The following is a 14149-nucleotide window of genomic DNA, read 5'->3' on the forward strand; positions in this document are numbered from 1 at the left end:
TCGTTGTCCGGGCCCCCGCGCGCCGTTGTCCCGCACCGGCCGGGGCCGGATCCGGCCGGTGCGGGACGTCACGACGACGCCCGGACCACCAGTTCCGTCGGCAGGACCGCCTGATGACGGTCGACGCCCCGGGACGCCGCTGGTCGGCGGTCGGCGATCTCCGTGAGGAGGAGATCGATCATCGCGCGGCCCATCTCCTCGATGGGCTGGCGGACGCTGGTGAGCGGCGGGTCCATGTGCCGGGCGATGGCGGAGTCGTCGTACCCGACCAGCGCGACGTCGTCGGGGATGCGCCGGCCCGCCTCGCGCAGCACCTGCCGGGCGCCGGCCGCCATCACGTCCGAGCCGGCGAAGACGGCGTCCAGGTCGGGGTGGCGGGACAGCAGGGTCGTCATCGCCCGGCGCCCGCCCTCGTCGGTGAAGTCACCCGGCACGATGAGGAGTTCGTCCACCGGGTGGCCCGCGTCGCGCAGGGCGTCGCGGTAGCCGTCGACGCGGCGCTGGGCACCGTAGACGTCCAGGCGGCCGGCGATGTGCGCGATCCGGCGGCGGCCCCGGCCCAGCAGGTGCTCCACCGCCGAGCGGGCGCCGCCGTAGTTGTCGGAGTCCACCGACGGGAGCGACTCGGCCGCCGAGCGGGGGCCGCTGATCACGGCCGGGATCTCCAGCTGGGCGAGCAGGTCCGGGAGCGGGTCGTCGGCGTGGACGGAGACCAGGAGGACGCCGTCGACGCGATGGGCCGCCAGGTACTGGGCCAGCCGCTGCCGCTCGCGGTCACTGCCGGCGAAGATCAGCAGCAACTGCATCTCCGTGTCGGAGAGTTCGGCGCCGACCCCGCGCAGCATGTCGGAGAAGTACGGCTCGGCGAAGAACCGGGTCTCCGGTTCGGGGACGACCAGCGCGATGGCGTCGGTGCGGTTGGCCGCGAGGGCGCGGGCGGCGGTGTTGGGCACGTAGCCGAGTTCGGCGACGGCCGCCTCCACCGCGGCGCGGGTGGCGTCGCTGACCCGGGGCGAGCCGTTGATCACCCGGGAGACGGTGCCCCGCCCGACCCCGGCCCGGGCGGCGACCTCTTCCAGGGTCGGCCGCCGGCCGCCCCGGCCTCTCCCACCGTTGCCTGCCATGGTCGCCGCCTTCCGTTCACCGCCGTTCAGGCCAGGAATGTAACAGCCGTGACCGGGGCACTTCCGCTTCCGTCCGCGGCGGCGGGCACGGCCGGTGTCCCGGCCGGCCCGCCGCGGGCGTCGGTCAGGAGGGCAGGGCGTTGTTCCGGATCACCTCGGCGTACCAGTGGGCGCTGGCCTTGGGGATGCGGCGCTGGGTGGCGTAGTCGACGTAGACGGTGCCGAAGCGCTTCGAATAGCCGTAGGACCACTCGAAGTTGTCCAGCAGCGACCACAGGAAGTAGCCGCGCACGTCGGCGCCGTCGGCGATGGCGCGGCGGACGGCGTCCAGGTGGGAGTGGAGATAGGCGATCCGCTGCGGGTCGTTGACCCGTCCCTCCGGGGAGACGTAGTCGTCGAAGGCGGCGCCGTTCTCGGTGACCATCAGCGGAAGCCGCGGGTGCGAGGCCGCCAGCCCGGTCAGCAGCGTGTGCAGTCCGCTCGCGTCGATGGCCCAGTTCATCGCCGTCAGATCATCGTTGGCGAGGTGGAAGGCGACGTGCTCGGAGCCGGTCCACGGGGAGTGGTCGCTGGCGCCGTGGCCGTCGTTGCGGGTGCTGGCGGCTCCGTCGGCGGGCAGGGAGACCACGGTCGGCGAGTAGTAGTTGACGCCGAGCACGTCGATGGGCCGGGAGATCTCCGCCAGGTCCCCGTCGTGCACCAGCTCCGCCCAGTCGACCAGGTGCGCGGTGTCGGCCAGCAGGTCCTCGGGGTAAGCGCCGTCCAGGAGGGGCCCGGTGAAGATCCGGTTGCCGACCGCGTCGATGCGGCGGGCGGCCTCGGCGTCCTCGGGGCTGCCGGTGAGCGGGCGCACCTGGTGCAGGTTGAGGGTGATCGAGGTCTGGGCGGACGACGGCAGGGCGGCGCGCAGCGCGCCGACGGCCCGGCCGTGGGCCAGGTTCAGGTGGTGCGCGGCGCGCAGGGTGGCGGCCGGTTCGGTCCGCCCGGGCGCGTGCACGCCGGAACCGTAGCCCAGGAACGCCGAGCACCACGGTTCGTTGAGGGTGGTCCACACGCCGACCCGGTCGCCGAGGGCGCGGGCCATGATGTCGGCGTAGTCGGCGAAGCGGTGGGCGGTGTCGCGGTGCGGCCAGCCGCCGACGTCCTCCAGCTCCTGCGGCAGGTCCCAGTGGTAGAGGGTGGCGACGGGCGTGATGCCCGCCTCCAGCAGCTCGTCGGTGAGGCGGCGGTAGAAGTCCAGGCCGCGCTCGACGGCGGGCCCGCGGCCGGTGGGCTGCACCCGGGACCAGGAGACGGAGAAGCGGTAGGCCTTGAGGCCGAGTTCCTTCATCAGGGCGACGTCGTCGCGGTACCGGTGGTAGTGGTCGGCGGCGATGTCACCGGTGTCGCCGTTGCGCACCTTGCCGGGGGTGTGGCTGAAGGTGTCCCAGATGGAGGGGGTGCGGCCGTCCTCGGCGGCGGCACCCTCCACCTGGTAGGCGGCGGTGGCGGCACCCCAGACGAAGCCGGTCGGGAAGGAGGTGTCCGAGGCCGGCTGGGCCGTGGTCTCGGGTCGTACGGCGGTCATGGTGAGAACGCTCCCAAAGGGGGGTGAGAAACGGACGACGGACGGCGGTCCGGCGGTGCGGGAGTGAAGGGGGAAGGGAGGGCGGAGGCGCGACGGGGTGGCGCCCGGTCCGGTACGGCCCGCTGCGGGGCGGCCTGTGCGGGCGGTACCGGACCGGACACGAGGGCGGGCCGACGGGACGCGGCGCACACCGGTCACGGGGGCGGGGCCGGCATCGTGGCGTCCGGCCCCGCGGCACCGGAAGGGCTCAGCCCTTGACGGCGCCCGCCATGATCCCTCCGACGATCTGCTTGCCGAAGATCACGAAGACCAGCAGCAGCGGCAGGGTGCTGATCAGCGCACCGGCCATGACGATGCTCTGGTCGGGGGTGTAGGAGGCGCTGAGCTGGCCGAGCGCCACCTGGATGGTGGGGTTCTCCTGGTTCAGCGCGAGGAAGGGCCAGAAGAAGTCGTTCCACGCCTGGACGAAGGTGAGCATGCCCAGCACCATCATCGCGGGCCGGGCCACGGGCAGCACCACGCTCCACACGATGCGGATGTTGCTCGCCCCGTCGACCTTGGCCGCCTCGATCAGCTCGTACGGCAGGGCCTCGATCAGGTACTGGCGCATGAAGAAGACGCCGAAGGCGCCGACCAGGGTCGGGAAGATCACCGACTCCAGCTTTCCGCCCCACCCGATGTCCGACATCATCATGAACAGCGGGACGACGCTGAGCTGGGGCGGGATCGTCAGCGTGGCGATCACCGCGGTCATCAGCACGCCACGGCCCCGGAAGCGCATCTTGGCGAAGGCGTAGCCGGCGAGGGTGCAGAAGAACAGGGTGGCGACGGTGATGCAGCCGGCCACGATGACGCTGTTGACGATTGCCTTGCCCAGGTGGGCCTGCTCCCAGGCCGCCTGGAGGTTGTGCCACAGTTTGCCGCCCGGCACGAGCGGCGGCGGGGTGTCGAGGACCCGCTGCTGGTCGTGCGAGGCGGCCACCAGGGTCCAGTACAGCGGGAAGATCGATCCGAGGCCGACGACGACGAGGGCGACGTAGGTGAACGGACCGCCCCTGAGCTGCTGGCCGGCTCCTATCTTGAAGCGGGCGCGGCCCTTGCCGGGCGCGGTGGGAAGCGGTGCCGGGCCGAGGTCCGGCGCGGTCGTGGTGGGACTGGTCGTGGTCATCGATGTCGCTCCCGTCAGGCCGCGCTCTTGCGCACGAACCGGCCGACGATCCAGTTGATCAGGGCGATGAGCAGCAGCAGGACGAGCATGGCCCAGGCCACGGCCGCCGCCGGACCCAGATGGCCCAGCTTCCAGCCGTAGTTGAAGAGGTAGATGCTGAGCGTCTCGTACTGGTGCTCGCTGCCGCCGATCGAGCCGAGGGTGCCGCCCTGGAGCAGCAGCGGCTCACCGAACAGCTGCATCGAGCCGATGGTGGAGATCACGATGGTGAACAGGATCGTGGGCCGCAGCGAGGGGATGGTCACCTTGCGGAACTGCTGCCACCGGCTCGCTCCGTCGATCGAGGCGGCCTCGTACAGGTCGGTCGGGACCGCCTGCATGGCCGCCAGGTAGATCAGGGCGTTGTAGCCGGTCCACCGCCAGATGATGATGACCGAGATGGCGATCTTGGAGGTCCACTCGCCCTCGGCCCAGTCGGTGTTGCCGGCGCCGAAGAAGTGCAGCACCCAGTTGAGGATGCCGCCGTCGGCGCGGAAGACCAGCGCGAAGACCAGGGCGGCCGTGGCCACCGAGGTGGCGTACGGGGTGAGGATGATCGTCCGCCAGAAGGTGCTGGCGCGCAGCTTGTAGTTGAGCAGATGGGCCAGGCCCAGCGCCACGAGCAGCTGCGGGACGGTGGAGATGACACCGATGACGAAGGTGTTGGTGACGGCCGTCCAGAACTCGGAGTCCTGGAGGATCTTGGCGAAGTTGTCCCAGCCGACCCACTGGGACTGGTCCAGGCTCGTCATCTCCACCCGGTGCAGGGCGATCCAGCCCGTGTACAGGAGTGGGTAGAGCCCGAAGGCGCCGAAGATCAGGAAGAAGGGGGCTATGTAGGCGTACGGCGAGGCCTTGTCGTCGAAGCGCCACAGCCGGCTGCGCCAGGTGCCGCGTCCGTTCGACGCGGCACCGGTGCCGCCGGGCGGCGGGGTGTAGGCGCCCCGGGCGGGGGTTGTCGTTGCCACGGAGGGAGTCCTTCCCTGGAGGTTTCGGCCGGGTGGGGCGGGAAGCGCGTTCGGGGACCGGGGTCGGTCCGCCCCTCCCCGCGCGGATCGGTACGGTGGCGAACGGCCCACGCCGCGGCCTGACGTGCGTGTGGGGCGGAGCCCGGCCGTCGGCTGCCGGGCCCCGCCGGGTGGTGCCGTGGGCGGCGCCCGCCCTCGGGCACCGCTCACGTCGTCGAGCGTGTGCGGGTGCGGGCGCCCGGTGGGCCCCCGCACCGGGTACGGCTAGCCGAGCGCCTTGTCGATCGAGTCGGTCGCGGCCTTCCACGCGTCGGCGGGCTTGGTGCCCCGCTTCTCCATGTTGTTGATCTGGTTGGAGATCGTGTCCTTGATCACGCCGTCCTTCGCGCCGAGCACCGCCTCGGGGATGGACTTGGCCTCCTCGGCGTAGATCTGGCCGATGGGGGCGTCACTGAAGTACGGCAGCTTGGCGTTCTTCACGTCGGCCAGCTCGTAGGCGCCCTTGTTGGACGGGAAGACACCGATCGCCTTGAACACCGCGGCCTGCTGCTCCGGGGCGGTCAGCCACTTGACGAGCTCCGTGGCCTCCTTGACGTGCTTGCCGCTCTTCGGGACGGCGAGGAAGCTGCCGCCCCAGTTGGCCGCGGTCGAGCCGGGGGCGCGGGAGATGTCCCACTTGCCCTTGAAGGAGTCGCCGGAGTTGACGGAGATCTGGGCGGCCATCCAGGCGGGGCAGGCCACGGTGGCCGTGGTGCCCTTGCGGAGCGCCGCGGTCCAGGCGTCGGTGAACTGCGGCAGGCCCTGGGTCAGCTTCTTGTCGGCGGCCTCGGCGGCCAGGTTCCAGCCCTGCTGCACGGACGGGCTGTCCTTGTAGACCGGCTTGCCGTCGGCGTCGTAGTACTGCTTGGAGGAGGAGCTGACGACCGCGTTGTACATGGCGGACGCGGAGTCCATGAAGTAAGTGCCGGAGGGCGCCTTCTTCTTGTACTGCTCGCCGAGCTTGAGGTAGTCCTCCCAGCCGCCGGCGACGGCCTTGGCGACGGCCTCACGGTCGCTGGGCAGGCCGGCCTTCTGGAAGAGGTCCTTGCGGTAGCACAGGGACATGGGGCCGATGTCGGTACCGGCGCCGATCACCGTGCCGTCCTTGGCGGTGGCCTGCTTCTCCTTCCAGGACACCCAGTCGTTCACGTTGATCGTCTTGCTGAGGTCGGTGAACTTGGCCGACTGGGTGTCCACGACCTCCTTGATGCGCCCGACCTCGATGCCCGTGACGTCCGCGAGGCCGCTGCCCGTGTTCAGCTGCTGAAGGAGCTTCGGGTAGTAGTCCTGCTCGTTGGCGGTGGTCTCTTCCTTGACCGTGATCTTCGGGTGCAGCTCGTGGTACTTGGCGAACAGTCCGGCCTCCTTGTAGCCGAACTGCCCGAAGTCGGCCACCGTGAGGGTGATGTTCCCGTTGGCGTCCGTGTCCGAGTCGTCGTCGCTGCTGCAACCGGTCAGCAGCAGCGCGGAGGCCGTCAGGACCGTCGTGGCCAGCGTCGCGGTTCTGCGGCCGTGACCACCGCCGGTACGGGTGATGCGCATTCCACTACTCCTTGTTCCAGTGGGGAACGGGACCTCAGGAATCGGACCGTCAGGCCTGACGGTCCGGACCTGCCCTCTCGGTTCGAGCAGCGGCTAGCCAACAGCACACGGCATGCGGTGGGAACGTGCTGGTCAACGGTGTGCCATGCAAGGTAGAGGGGAAGGTCATGGGTGATTCGATCCAAGCGGAAGAGACCCCGGTCACCCCGTGGGACCGCTCCCACGCGGCATGCCGGAAGACTCGTCGGTGCCGGGCCCGGGTGTCAAGACTTGAATACGGGCTTGTTGCCTAAGCGTGTTCCGCGTGTCACGTGAACGTGTCGCACGACCCGGCGCAACCGCCCCGTCATCCGGCCGTTCCCCACAGCGTCATAGCAGGTCACCGGCGGGTCCATCCCCGTTCACGGCCAACTGCGCCCACGCGCCGACCCCTTGCCGGATTCCCTGGGTCAGAATGAAGCGCCCCTCAACCGGACCGCCGAAAGGTGAACGATGAGCCCTGCCGAACAGCCGCAGCCGCACAGGACCGCGGACGTCCGGCGCCCGACCCTGAACGCCGTGGCCGCACGCGCCGGCGTGGGCCGCGGCACGGTCTCGCGGGTGATCAACGGCTCCCCCAAGGTCAGCGCACGCTCCCGGGCGGCCGTGGAACAGGCCATCGCGGAACTCGGCTACGTCCCCAACCGAGCCGCCCGCTCCCTCGCCACCCGGCGCACGGACGCGGTCGCGCTGGTCGTGCCCGACGCCGAGACCCGGCTCTTCTCGGAGCCGTACTTCTCCGGGATCATCCGGGGCGTGTCCACCGGACTCGCCGGTGCCGGGATGCAGTTGCTGCTGGTCCTCACGGGCGACGAGAAGGAGCACGGCCGGCTCGCCGCCTACCTGGCCGCCCACCGAGTGGACGGCGTCCTGATGATGGCGGTCCACGGGGACGACACCCTGCCCGACCGGCTGGAGGAGCTGGCCGTGCCGACCGTGCTGGCCGGGCGGCGCAGCGACCGCGAGCGGCTGGGCCATGTCCGCGCGGACAACCGGGGCGGCGCCCGGCTCGCCGTCCGGCATCTGCTGGCGGGCGGTCGCCGGTCCATCGGCACCATCACCGGTCCGCTGGACATGGATGTGGCGCGGGCGCGGCTCGACGGCTATCGCGAGGCGCTGCGCGAGGCCGGGGTCGCCGTCGCGGAAGACCTCATCGCGGCGGGCGACTTCACCGAGGAGGGCGGACGCGTGGCCATGCGGGAACTGCTGCGCCGGCACCCGGACCTGGACGCCGTCTTCGCCGCCTCCGACGTGATGGCGTCCGGCGCGGTGCTGGAACTGCGGGCGGCGGGGCGGCGGGTGCCGCACGACGTGGCGCTGATCGGCTTCGACGACTCCATCGTGGCCCGGCACCTCGATCCCCCGTTGACCAGCGTGCGCCAGCCGCTGGAGGAGATGGGCCGCACGATGGCGAGCCTCCTGCTGGAGGAGATCGCCCACCACGGCACCGGCCGCCGCGAAGTGGTCCTGCCGACGGAACTGGTGGTGCGCGGGTCGGCGTGAGGGGTTGGGGGTCGGGGGTCGGAAGTTGGGGGTCGGAAGTTGGGGGTCGGGGGTTGGGGGTTGGCGTGAAGGGTCGGGGGTCGGTAGTTGGGAGTTGGTGGTTGGCGTGAGGGGTCGGGCGGCGGCCGAGAGGGCACGGGACAGCCCGAGAAGCCGGGCCTCGGTCCGAGAAGTCGCGGGTCGGCCTGAGAGGTCGGGCGGCGGCCGAGCGGACACGGGTCGGTCCGCGAAGTCGGGCACCGGCCCGAGACGTTACCCCCCGGGCATATCGATCGCGGTCGGCCTCTTTCATCGTGGGAGCGCTCCCATGCATAATGCGTGCACTCGACCCTTGGGAGAGCCCTCATGCCCGAACCGACGACCGTCGCCTTTCCTCCCGCCTTTCTCTTCGGCGCCGCGACCTCGGCGTACCAGATCGAGGGGGCGGTGCGGGAGGACGGCCGCACCCCTTCGATCTGGGACACCTTCAGCCATACGCCGGGCAGGACGGCCGGCGGCGAGACCGGGGACATCGCCGTCGACCACTACCACCGCTACCGCGACGACGTGGCGCTCATGGCGGAGCTGGGCCTGACCGCGTACCGCTTCTCCGTCTCCTGGTCCCGGGTGCAGCCGACGGGCCGGGGGCCGGCGGTCCAGCGGGGCCTGGACTTCTACCGCCGTCTGGTCGACGAGCTGCTCGCCCGGGGCATCGCACCGGCGCTCACCCTCTACCACTGGGACCTGCCGCAGGAGCTGGAGGACGCGGGCGGCTGGCCGGAGCGGGACACCGCGTTCAGGTTCGCCGAGTACGCGCGGCTCGTCGGCGAGGCGCTGGGCGACCGGGTGGAGCAGTGGATCACCCTCAACGAGCCGTGGTGCAGCGCCTTCCTGGGCTACGCCTCCGGGGTGCACGCCCCCGGCCGGACCGACCCGGCGGCCTCGCTGCGCGCGGCCCACCACCTCAACCTGGGGCACGGACTGGCCGTTTCCGCCCTCCGCGCGGCGATGCCGACCGGCAACCGGATCGCGATCAGCCTCAACTCCTCCGTCGTACGGCCCCTTTCCCAGGACCCGGCCGACCTGGCCGCGGCCCGCCGGATCGACGACCTGGCCAACGGTGTGTTCCACGGGCCGATCCTGCACGGGGCGTACCCGTCGTCGCTCTTCGAGGCCACGCGCTCGGTCACCGACTGGTCGTACGTCCTGGACGGCGACGTCCGCGCGATCAACGCCCCGCTGGACGCGCTGGGCCTGAACTACTACACCCCGACGCTGGTCTCGGCCGCGTCCGGCGAGGCCAGGGGCCCGCGGGCGGACGGCCACGGCTCCAGCGACCGCTCGCCCTGGCCGGCCGCCGACGACGTCCTGTTCCACCAGACCCCCGGCGACCGCACGGAGATGGGCTGGACGATCGATCCGACGGGCCTGTACGACCTGCTCATGCGCTACACGCGCGAGGCGCCCGGCCTCCCCCTGCACATCACCGAGAACGGCGCGGCCTACGACGACAAACCCGACCCCGACGGCCGGGTGCACGACCCCGAGCGCATCGCCTACCTGCACGCCCATCTGGCGGAGGTGCGCCGCGCCATCGCCGACGGCGCCGACGTACGCGGCTACTACCTGTGGTCCCTGATGGACAACTTCGAGTGGGCGTACGGGTACGGCAAGCGGTTCGGCGCGGTGTACGTGGACTACGCCACGCTGGAGCGGACGCCGAAGTCGAGCGCGCGGTGGTACGGGGAGGCGGCGCGGACGCGGGTGCTTCCGCCGGTGGCTCCGGGGGCCTGAGAGCGGGCGGGGGCCCGGCGGTGTGATCCGCCGGGCCCCTTGTCCGGTCGTCGGTGGGCGGCGCGACTACTTGTACGCCCCGAACGCCTTGGAGAAGGCGAACGGTTCCTGGGTGACGGAGCTGCACGTGGCGTCGGCGGTGGGCTTGGTGCCACCGGCGCACTGCTTGTCACGGGTCGCCGACCACATCGACAGCCGGCCGAGCCCCTTGGACCGGGCGAAGTCCACCAGCTGGGTGGCGTCGTCGACCTTGAAGACCTCGGAGGAGACGTCGTTGACGCCGATCATCGGGGTGACGGCCACGGCCTTCCATGCGGCGGAGTCGGACAGCCCCAGCACGCTCTTGACCTGGGCCTGCGTGGCGGTCGCGGCCTGCTCGGCGTAGGTGCCCATGTCGCCGCTGTACGAGGCGCCGTAGTCCATCGCCATGATGTTGACGGTGTTGATCCTCACGCCGTTGGACTTGGCGTTGGCGAGGAGGTTCACGCCGTCCTGGGTGAGGCCCTCGGGCATCACCGGCAGGGTGAAGGAGACGTCCAGGCCCGGGTGCTGCGCCTGGAGCCTGGCGATGGCCTGGGCGCGGCGGGTGTTGGCGGCGGTGTCGGGCAGCGCGCCGCCCTCGACGTCGAAGTCGACCTTGGTCAGCTCAAACGCGTCGACCGCCTTGCCGTACGCCGCCGCCAGCGCGTCCGCGGAGGAGCAGGTGGTGGCCAGCTCGGAGCCGGAGGCCCCGCCGAAGGAGACCCGGACGTCACCGCCCTTGGCGCGCAGCGCGCCGATCTGCGCGGCCACGGCGTCACTGGTGAGGTCCGTGACCCCGCCCCACTTGGGGGTGCAGCCGCCGCCGTCGGTGAGGAAGGCGAGGTTGTAGTTCTTCACGCCGGTCGCGTCGGCGGCGCCGAGGAGGTCGAAGGCCGGGTAGAGGCTGGTGTCGACGTAGGGGGCGAAGCCGGCGGAGGCGGTGGTGCCGGATCCGGTGCTGCCGGTGGGGGTGGGGGTCGCGCTCTGGGTGGCGGGCGCGCTCTGAGTGGGGGTCGAGGTGGACGTGGAGGTGGGGGCCGGGGTCGGTGACTGGGTGGTCTGCGTCGGCCGGCCGCTCGGCTCGGGGGTCGCGCCGCCGTCCGCGGAACACCGCGCGTCGTCGATACGGCAACCCGTCGGGTCGCCGCTGCCGTTGACCACGAAGCCGACGGTCACCGACGTGCCGGGGGCCAGGCCGTCGGTGTCCCACGTGGCCGGCTTCACGGTGACGTGCTGACCGCTGACGCTCGACTCGCCGTTCCACAGGGAGCCGAGCCTGGCGCCCGCCGGGAGGTCGAACTCCAGCGTCCAGGTCTTCTCGGCCTGGCCGGTGTTGTTGGTGACGACGTACTGGGCGGTGTAGCCCGTGGACCAGTCGCTGGTCCTGGTGTACGCCGCGTTCACACCGGCCGCGTTGGCCGTGCCGGTGAGCAGGACCGCGCCGCCGCCGATCACGGCCGCGGCCACCAGGCCGCCTGTCGCCTTGTTCCTGCCACTGATCCTGCGCCGGTGCGTGCTCATGCGCGTGCCTGCCTTCGCTGTTCACGGGGTGAGGTGCGGCAGCACGCTAGCGATCAGGAAAGGGACGAACCGCCTGTTCGGGGCGCCCGTCGCAGACCTTAGGGTTCGCTTAAGGAAGCGATCGGGGACGGTTAAAGGTGGAGACCGATCTGCCCGATCGGCGCCTGCGTACGGCACCCCGCCGTCCGCGCCCCACCGGCTTGCGCGCGGCCGGCTGGAACCAGATCCGCACCTCGGTGCCGCCCAGCACCGAGGAGCCGATGCGGACGTCACCGCCGGTGGACTCGGCGAGCCGGCGGACGATGTCCAGGCCAAGGCCGGTGGAGCCGGTGTGTCCGGAGCCCCGGCCGCGGGCCATCGCCGCCTCGGGGTCGGCTATGCCGGGGCCCGCGTCGGAGACGAGCACGATCACCGCGTCCTCGCCGTTGTGCACGTCGACCGCGAAGGCGGTGCCCTCTGCGGTGTGCCGGAAGACGTTGCCTAGCAGGGCATCGAGCGCGGCGGCCAGGTCGGCGCGGGCCACGGGTACGCGCACCGGCCGGTCGACGCCGGCCACCCGCCACTTGCGGCCCTCGTCCTCCGCCAGCGCGGACCAGAACTCCATGCGTTCGCGAACCACTTCGGCCGCGTCGCAACCCGCGCCGGGTCCGGCGGCAGCCGTCTGCGGCCTGGCCTCGCGGGCCGTGCGGATGATGGTGTCGACCTCGCGCTCCAACTGGGCGACGGCGGCCCGGGTCTGCTCGGCGGCGGGTCCGCCACCGAGGGAGGCCGCGTTCAGCCGGAGCACGGTGAGCGGGGTGCGCAGCCGGTGCGAGAGGTCGGCGGCCAGCTCCCGTTCGTTGGCGAGGAGCTGGACGACCTGGTCGGCCATGGAGTTGAACGCGACGGCGGCCAGCCGGAGTTCGGTCGGGCCGTCCTCCGGCACCCGGGCGCCCAGCTTGCCCTCGCCCAGCTCGCGCGCGCCCTCGACGAGCCGCCGCGCGGGCCGCACCATGCGCACGCCGAGCCGGTCGGCGACCGCGACCGAGCCGACGGTCAGCGCGAGGCCGACGGCCGCGAGCACCGCCCAGGCCGTGCCCACGCCGTTGGTCACCTCGGACTCGGGGACGTACACCTCGACCACGGCTATCGCGCCGGAGCCGAGCGCGACCGGCTGGAGGAGGGTGGAGCCGCCGGTGACGGTGGTGGTGGAGGCGCGGCCGAGTCGTCGTACGGCCTCGATGTCGGGTCCCGCGGCGCGCTGCCGGCCGAGGTCGAGCGCGGCCCGGCCGCTCTCGGCGGGCAGGTGGACGGCCATCCCGGAGTCGGCGCCGGCCGAGGCCACCACCCGCTCCAGCTGGTCCCGGTCGGTGGTGATGGACAGCGCGGGCGCGACCGCCGCGGCCTTCCGCTCGGCGCCTGAGAACGCGCGGTCGCGGGCCATCTCCTTGACGACCAGGCCGAGCGGCACGGCGAAGGCGACCACGACCATCGTGGTGACCGCGAGGCAGACCTTGACCAGAGCCCATCTCATCGCGGGGCCTGCCCGTCCGAGGGCGGTTCCAGCTTCACCCCGACGCCCCGCAGCGTGTGCAGATAGCGCGGGCGGGCGGCCGTCTCCCCCAGTTTGCGGCGCAGCCAGGACAGATGGACGTCGATGGTCTGGTCGTCGCCGTAGGACTGCTGCCAGACCTCGGCGAGGAGTTCCTTGCGCGGGACGACGACGCCCGGCCGTGCGGCCAGGAAGGCCAGCAGGTCGAACTCGCGGCGGGTGAGATCGAGCCGGGCCCCGTCCAACTCGGCCTGGCGGCGCAGCGGGTCGACGGTCAGGCCGCCGACGCGGAGCACGGAGGAGGACGGGACCTCGCCGCCGCCGGCACGGGCGCGGCGCAGCACGGCGGCGATCCGGGCGGAGAGGTGCTCGACGGAGAACGGCTTGGTCAGGTAGTCGTCCGCCCCGGCGTTCAGCAGCCGGACGATCTCCGTCTCGTCGTCCCGGGCGGTGGCGATGATGACGGGTACGTCGGTGATGCCGCGCAGCATCTTCAGGGCCTCGGAGCCGTCCAGGTCGGGCAGTCCGAGGTCCAGGATGACCAGGTCGAAGCCGAAATGGGCGACCTCGCGCAGCGCCTCCAGTGCCGTACCGACGCTGCGCACGGTGTGTGCGGCGTCGGTCAGATGCCGGATGAGCGCCGAGCGTACGAACTGGTCGTCCTCGACCACGAGCACACGTGCCATGCGCCGCACCGTACGCCATGCGGACAGCACCGGGCGGACGCCTGTGGACAACTCGGGGCATGTGCGAACGGCGGTGCCCCTGGGGCAGTATGGCCCGCGATGCGCAGAGGACTCGTACACGTACTGGCGTGGCTGCTCGCGACCGGGGCGGCGGTCACGCTGTCGTGGTGGGGTGTCCACACGGTGATGACGGGGACGGTGTATGACCCGCCGCGCGCGCTTCCGGTCACGGCCGCCGACGCGGACGCCCAGGACGTGAAGCCGGTGTCCCGGGCGCCGTCCGCGTCGCCGGCCCCGTCGCGCGAGCGGCCGGTCCGGCGGGCGGCGACGCCGACGCCCGCGCACACGCCGGCCCGCACACCGCCCCCGTCCCCCACCGTCACCGCCACCCCCACCGCGTCCGGCCGGATCAAGTCCTACGACACCGACGGCGGCCGGGCGGTGTTCGACCTGCGGCCGGCCGACGCCGCGCTCGTGTCGGCGACCCCGGGGACGGGCTGGTCGATACAGGTGTGGAAGACGGAGAGCTGGATCCGGGTGGAGTTCAGCCGGGGCGCGGACCGGGTGTCGGTGTTCTGCACCTGGCACGACGGGCCGCCGCGGGTCGACGTGGGGACGTACTGACCCA

Annotated in this window: 11 protein-coding genes; 3 read left to right on the forward strand and 8 right to left on the reverse strand. The window is 72.1% G+C overall.

Annotated elements, in window-relative coordinates; all coding sequences use genetic code 11:
* Positions 1-68: 68 nt before the first annotated feature.
* The 5 genes from IE273_RS02935 to IE273_RS02955 all read right to left on the reverse strand — a co-directional run bounded on the left by IE273_RS02935 (position 69) and on the right by IE273_RS02955 (position 6447).
* Complete coding sequence (locus IE273_RS02935) at positions 69-1124, reverse strand: LacI family DNA-binding transcriptional regulator (RefSeq protein WP_189813521.1); 1056 nt, start codon at positions 1122-1124, stop codon at positions 69-71.
* A gap of 124 nt (positions 1125-1248) precedes the next feature.
* A complete protein-coding gene (locus IE273_RS02940; RefSeq protein ID WP_189813522.1) occupies positions 1249-2691 on the reverse strand; it encodes a GH1 family beta-glucosidase in 1443 nt (480 codons plus the stop codon).
* A gap of 247 nt (positions 2692-2938) precedes the next feature.
* Positions 2939-3859, reverse strand: coding sequence for a carbohydrate ABC transporter permease (locus tag IE273_RS02945; protein ID WP_189813523.1), 921 nt, complete (start codon positions 3857-3859; stop codon positions 2939-2941).
* Positions 3860-3873: 14 nt separating this feature from the next.
* Positions 3874-4866: a carbohydrate ABC transporter permease gene (locus tag IE273_RS02950; protein ID WP_189813524.1), complete on the reverse strand. Its 993-nt coding sequence runs from the start codon at positions 4864-4866 to the stop codon at positions 3874-3876.
* Between the two features lie 264 nt (positions 4867-5130).
* Complete coding sequence (locus IE273_RS02955) at positions 5131-6447, reverse strand: ABC transporter substrate-binding protein (RefSeq protein WP_189813525.1); 1317 nt, start codon at positions 6445-6447, stop codon at positions 5131-5133.
* A gap of 492 nt (positions 6448-6939) precedes the next feature.
* On the opposite strand from IE273_RS02955, the gene IE273_RS02960 reads away from it, so the two are divergent.
* A complete protein-coding gene (locus IE273_RS02960) occupies positions 6940-7989 on the forward strand; it encodes a LacI family DNA-binding transcriptional regulator (protein ID WP_189813526.1) in 1050 nt (349 codons plus the stop codon).
* A gap of 345 nt (positions 7990-8334) precedes the next feature.
* Positions 8335-9762 (forward strand): GH1 family beta-glucosidase, encoded by a 1428-nt coding sequence (locus tag IE273_RS02965; protein WP_189813527.1) that lies wholly within the window; start codon positions 8335-8337, stop codon positions 9760-9762.
* 66 nt (positions 9763-9828) lie between these two features.
* Here IE273_RS02965 and IE273_RS02970 read toward each other — a convergent pair whose 3' ends face one another.
* The 3 genes from IE273_RS02970 to IE273_RS02980 all read right to left on the reverse strand — a co-directional run bounded on the left by IE273_RS02970 (position 9829) and on the right by IE273_RS02980 (position 13521).
* Positions 9829-11304: a glycoside hydrolase family 18 protein gene (locus tag IE273_RS02970; protein ID WP_189813528.1), complete on the reverse strand. Its 1476-nt coding sequence runs from the start codon at positions 11302-11304 to the stop codon at positions 9829-9831.
* A gap of 109 nt (positions 11305-11413) precedes the next feature.
* The gene (locus IE273_RS02975) at positions 11414-12817 is read right to left on the reverse strand and encodes a sensor histidine kinase (protein WP_189813529.1); all 1404 of its coding nucleotides are present in this window, start codon (positions 12815-12817) and stop codon (positions 11414-11416) included.
* Complete coding sequence (locus IE273_RS02980; protein WP_189813530.1) at positions 12814-13521, reverse strand: response regulator transcription factor; 708 nt, start codon at positions 13519-13521, stop codon at positions 12814-12816. The genes IE273_RS02975 and IE273_RS02980 overlap by 4 nt, the downstream gene beginning before the upstream one ends.
* A gap of 99 nt (positions 13522-13620) precedes the next feature.
* On the opposite strand from IE273_RS02980, the gene IE273_RS02985 reads away from it, so the two are divergent.
* Positions 13621-14145, forward strand: a complete 525-nt coding sequence (locus tag IE273_RS02985) for a hypothetical protein (protein ID WP_189813531.1) — start codon at positions 13621-13623, stop codon at positions 14143-14145.
* Positions 14146-14149: the final 4 nt, after the last annotated feature.

Origin of the sequence: Streptomyces olivaceoviridis, assembly GCF_014650115.1 — a bacterium.
GTDB classification, from domain to species: Bacteria; Actinomycetota; Actinomycetes; order Streptomycetales; family Streptomycetaceae; genus Streptomyces; species Streptomyces olivaceoviridis.